Source organism: Candidatus Polarisedimenticolaceae bacterium, from assembly GCA_036376135.1.
In the GTDB taxonomy this organism is placed as follows: domain Bacteria; phylum Acidobacteriota; class Polarisedimenticolia; order Polarisedimenticolales; family DASRJG01; genus DASVAW01.
In genome coordinates, this window is record DASVAW010000036.1 from 1 (window position 1) to 4,688 (window position 4,688).

General features: G+C 71.7%; 4 protein-coding genes. 3 read left to right on the top strand and 1 reads right to left on the bottom strand.

What is annotated here, in order from left to right; translation table 11 throughout:
- Positions 1 to 348 precede the first annotated feature (348 nt).
- Positions 349 to 1,206, bottom strand: a complete 858-nt coding sequence (locus VF139_02945) for a DPP IV N-terminal domain-containing protein (protein ID HEX6850339.1) — start codon at positions 1,204 to 1,206, stop codon at positions 349 to 351.
- Between the two features lie 92 nt (positions 1,207 to 1,298).
- On the opposite strand from VF139_02945, the gene VF139_02950 reads away from it, so the two are divergent.
- The 3 genes from VF139_02950 to VF139_02960 all read left to right on the top strand — a co-directional run.
- Positions 1,299 to 1,721: a hypothetical protein gene (locus VF139_02950; protein HEX6850340.1), complete on the top strand. Its 423-nt coding sequence runs from the start codon at positions 1,299 to 1,301 to the stop codon at positions 1,719 to 1,721.
- Entirely contained in the window at positions 1,718 to 3,214 is a 1,497-nt protein-coding gene (locus tag VF139_02955) for a GMC family oxidoreductase N-terminal domain-containing protein (protein HEX6850341.1), read from the top strand. The genes VF139_02950 and VF139_02955 overlap by 4 nt, the downstream gene beginning before the upstream one ends.
- Positions 3,211 to 4,688 (top strand): thiamine pyrophosphate-binding protein (locus VF139_02960; protein ID HEX6850342.1); only part of this gene is annotated, 1,478 nt, incomplete at its 3' end. The genes VF139_02955 and VF139_02960, both read left to right, overlap by 4 nt.

Here is a 4,688-nt window from a genome sequence, read left to right on the forward strand (position 1 = left end):
GCTCCTCCGCGAGGATCGGAGCCCCGACGACACCGGTCGTGCGCTTCGTCCTCGTGACTTCGGTTCGCGCCGAGGTTAAAGCACGCGCCCGGGGCGCATCCCGCGCAGAACTACCGCTCGGGATTAAGCAAAACTACGCAAGCATCGCCGCGCGTCGGTCATGCGGTGGCGACGGAGCAGCGAGTACGGCTGCCCGCGGGTCAGGCCGAGCAGTCTCGCCGCTTCCGACTTGTTGTTGCGCGCCCGCGTGAGCGCCGTGCGGAAGGGCGACCGGACGGTCGCGGACGACGGGGGCCTCTGCACCCTTCCCCTCGGATCGGAGGAAGTCCGGATCGGCCGGATGGGCGGTCAACCCGAGACCGGCATCACCCAGATGTCCATCGAGCGGCCGCGACGCCGGGTGAAGGCGATCCGCGTCCCGTCGGGGGACCACACCGCGCGTGCGTCCTCGCCCGTGGCCATGCCGTCGGTGAGCGCCCGCAGCTCCGTGCCGTCCACGTTCACCACGTAGACGACCATCACCCCGGTGCGGTTGGACGAGAAGAGGATGCGCCGTCCGTCCGGAGAGAAGCTCGGCCAGCCCTCGTTGGCGTGAGGGCTGGCCGAGAGATTCGTCCCCTCGCGCAGGTCCGCACCCGACAGCAGGATGTCGTCGTTGCCGTTCTGGAACCCGCGCAGGAAGACGACGCCTTTCCCGTCCGGGGAGAACGTCGCGCACGTCTCGTCCTCGCGCGTCTCGGTCAGGCGGGTGACGCCCGTGCCGTCGGCGTTCATGACGTAGACGTCGAACGCGCGGGGGTCGTCGCGCAGGGAGTTGAACACGATCTTCGCCCCGTCCGGCGACCAGTGCGGGTGGATGTCCCGCGCCGGGTGCTGCGTCACGGCGCGAACCCCGCCGCCGTCGGCGTGCATCAGGTAGATCTCGTCGTTCCCCGACATGGCGGAGTAGAAGACGATCCTCGATCCGTCGGGGGAGAACGACGGGTTCCGGCAGTCGGAGAGGGTCGGCGTCAGGTCGCGGACGCCGGAGCCGTCCGGGTTCATCAGGTACAGGTGCCACTCCCCGGTGCGGTTCGACTGGAAGACGATCTTCGAGCCGTCGGGGGACCACGCGGGGAACGCGTTCTCGATTCCGGTGATCGGCTGGGGGGCGCCCGTTCCGATCTGGGCGCCGACGGCGAGCAGGAGTCCGGCGAGTGCGAGCATCAGGGCACCTCCGATCGGGCCTCTTATCACCGATCCGACCGCTCCGGACGGTCGATGCCGTGAGAACGCCCGACGGAGAGTAGGATCCGCGCGTGACGCCGCCACCCTCCGCCCCGACGGGGACCTTCGGCCCGATGGAGAGGGACCTTCGCGCCCTCGCCGTCGGGATCGTGCCCGAGATCGCCCGCCTCGACGACGCGGGTTGGCGCGCGGTGGCGACGGTCGTGGAGGAGGCGCTCGCCTCGCGCCCCGCCCCCCTGCGTCGCAAGCTCCTCCTCTTCGTTCGGGTGCTGGGGTGGATTTCCGTCGCACGGTACGCAGCGCGGCCCGCGTCCCTCGACGCGGTCCGCCTCGGTCGGCTGCTCGCCTCCGTCGAGCGCTCGCGCCTGCTCCTGCTCCGTCGCGGATTCTGGGGGCTTCGCACCCTCGTGTTCATGGGGTATTGGACGCGGCCGGAATCGGCGGCGGCGATCGGCTACCGGGCCCGGCCCGAGGGCTGGGAGGCGCGCCGGTGAACGAGCGGGATTACGACGTCGTCGTCGTCGGCTCCGGCGCCGGCGGTGGCACCGTGGCGCAGGCCCTGGCGCCGATGGTCGCCGACGGGCTGCGCGTTGCGCTCTTCGAGAAGGGACCGCGCCTGCGCGACGACGAGTTCACCGGGCGCGAGATCGAGATGGCGTCCGCGCTCTACGAGGACGGCGGCGGCTTCCTGACCGCCGACGGGACGCTGACCCTCGCCCTGGGCTCGGCGTACGGCGGCTCCACGGTCGTCTACACCGGAACGTCGCTCACCGCCCCCGAGCGGGTGATCCGCGGCTGGGGGGTTCCCGGCCTCGACCACGCGGACGTCGTCGCCCGGTCGCGCCGCTACGCGGACGAGAACAACGTCCACCTCCTCCCCGACGACGAGATCAACGACAACAACCGCCTCTTCGTCGAAGGATGCCGGGGCGCCGGGTACGCCGCGGAGCAGTTCCCCATCAACGTGAAGGGATGCCTGGGCTCGAGCCTGTGCAACCTCGGGTGCCCCAACGCCGCGAAGCAGGGAACCAACCGCGTGCAGCTCCCGCGCGCGGAGGCGCTCGGGGTCGAGGTCGTGACCCGCGCGGAGGTGCTCCGGGTGGAGGAGCGGGCGCTCGTCGTCCGCGTCCACGACGAGCCGCAGGGTGCGAAGGGGCTGCCTTCGGAGTGGGCGCCGGGGGACTACCGCGTCCGCGCCCGGATCGTCGTCCTCGCCGCGGGGGCCGTCGGCACTCCCGCCCTCCTGCTGCGCTCCGCGCTGCCGGGGCTCCCGGCGCGGGTCGGCGAAGGGTTCACCTGCCACCCGGCGCACATCCTCGTCGCCGAGCACGCGCGCGAGATCACCAACGACGTCGGCCATCCGAAGAGCTACTACCTCGACCGCGCGGAGGACGAGGGGTTCATCCTCGAGACGTGCATGTACTTCCCCTTCACGACCGCCAAGAACTTGGTCGGCTTCGGGGAAGCCCACAGCCGTTTCATGAACGCGTTCCGCAGGCTTCAGATGATCCTCGTCCTCGCGTGCGACCACGCGACGCCCGGGAACCGGGTCGCGATCGATCGCGACGGGCGCGCCGTGGTGCACTACCGCTTCACGCCGGACGTCGTGCGCTCGCTCGTCCGCGCGACCCGCGCCTCGGCGCGGATCTTCTTCGCGGCGGGGGCGGTTCGGGTGCACGCGCCGTCCGCCGATCCGCCGTGCCTCGAGGTCTCCGACGCCGCGCGCATCGACGAGCGCGTTTCGGAACGCCATTTCCTCCCGGGGAGGACCTCCGTCTCCGCCGCGCATCCCATGGGCGGGTGCGGGATGGGGCGCGACGCGGGCGATTCGGTCACCGACGCCTGGGGGCGCGTGCACGGCCTCCCCTGGCTCCGGATCGCGGACGCGAGCCTGTTTCCGGACTCGCTCGAGATCAATCCCTACCTCAGCATCATGGCCCTGGCGGACCGCGTCGCCGAGGCGGTCCGCGCGGAGGCGACCCGATGAAACGACCCGGCGCCGAGATCGTGGTGCGCGCGCTCGAGGACGAGGACATCCCGTTCACGTTCGGCATCCCCGGGACGCACAACATCGAGCTGTACGACGCGCTCGCGGCGTCGACGAAGGTGCGGCCGGTCCTCGTGACCGACGAGCAGAGCGCGTCGTTCATGGCCGACGCGGTCTGGCGCGCCTCGGGGAAACTCGGCTGCGCCAACGTGGTCCCCGGCGCGGGGCTCACCCACGCGCTCTCGGGGATCGCGGAAGCGTTCATGGACAACGTGCCGATGCTCGTGCTCGCGTGCGGCATCCGGCGGGACACCGGGATGGCGTTCCAGCTCCACGACGTGGACCAGGCGGCGATCGTCCGCCCGGTGACGAAGGCGGTCTTCCGCCCCGAACGGGGCGAGGAGATCTACGCCACCCTTCGACGGGCCTGCCGCATCGCGCGCGAGGGCGTCCCGGGCCCGGTGATGGTCGACATCCCCGCGAACCTGTACTTCTTCCGGCACGATCCCGCGTTCGAGGCCTGGCGGGACGAGCCGGACGCGCGCCGCACGCTTCCCCTCGAAGATGTCGCGCGGGCGGCGGCGGTACTGGGCCGGGCGCGGCGCCCACTCCTCTATCTCGGGCTCGGCGCGGCCGGAGCATGCGCGAACCTCGTCGCCCTCGCCGAGCGCCTCGAGGCCCCGGTGAGCACGACCTTCCAGGGGAAGGGCGTGTTCCCCGAGTCTCACCCGCTGTTCCTGTGGCCGGGGTTCGGCGCCTCGGCACCGTCGTACGTCCGGAAGGTCGCCGGCGAATGCGACGCGACGTTGGCGATCGGGTGCCGGTTCGGGGAGGTCGCGACGGGCAGCTACGGCGCCGTCCCTCCCGGGGCGCTCGTCCACGTCGACGTGTCGAAGGAGGTCCTCGGACGGAACTACCCCGTCGAGGTCGGGATCGTCTCCGACGCCGCGGCGTTCGTGGACGCGCTGCTGGCGCGCCTCCCGGAACGCCGCGAGGACCCCGCGCTCCGAGCTTCGATCGCGGGAGGGCGAGCGGAGGTCGAGACGACGATCGTCGCGCGCAGTGCCGCCGGGCGCGTCGCTCCGGGCCTGCTCTTTCGGGCGCTCCAGCGACGTTTCGGCCCGGAGACGATCTTCACGACCGACAGCGGGAACGGGACGTTCCTGGCGATCGAGAACCTCCGCCTCGACCGGCCCGGAAAGCTCCTCGCCCCGGTGGACTACTCGTGCATGGGGTATTCGGTCCCCGCAGCGATCGGCGCGAAGCTGGCACGTCCGGAGGTCCCGGTCGTGGCGCTCGCCGGCGACGGCGCGTTCCTGATGACCGGGCTCGAGCTGCTCACGGCGGCGCAGCTCGGCATTCCGGTCGTCGCGATCGTGCTGCGGGACGGGGAGCTCGCGCAGATCTCCCAGTTCCAGAGCGTCGCGCTCGGCCGGAAGGTCTGCAGCGAGCTCTCGGGGTACGACGTGGCCAC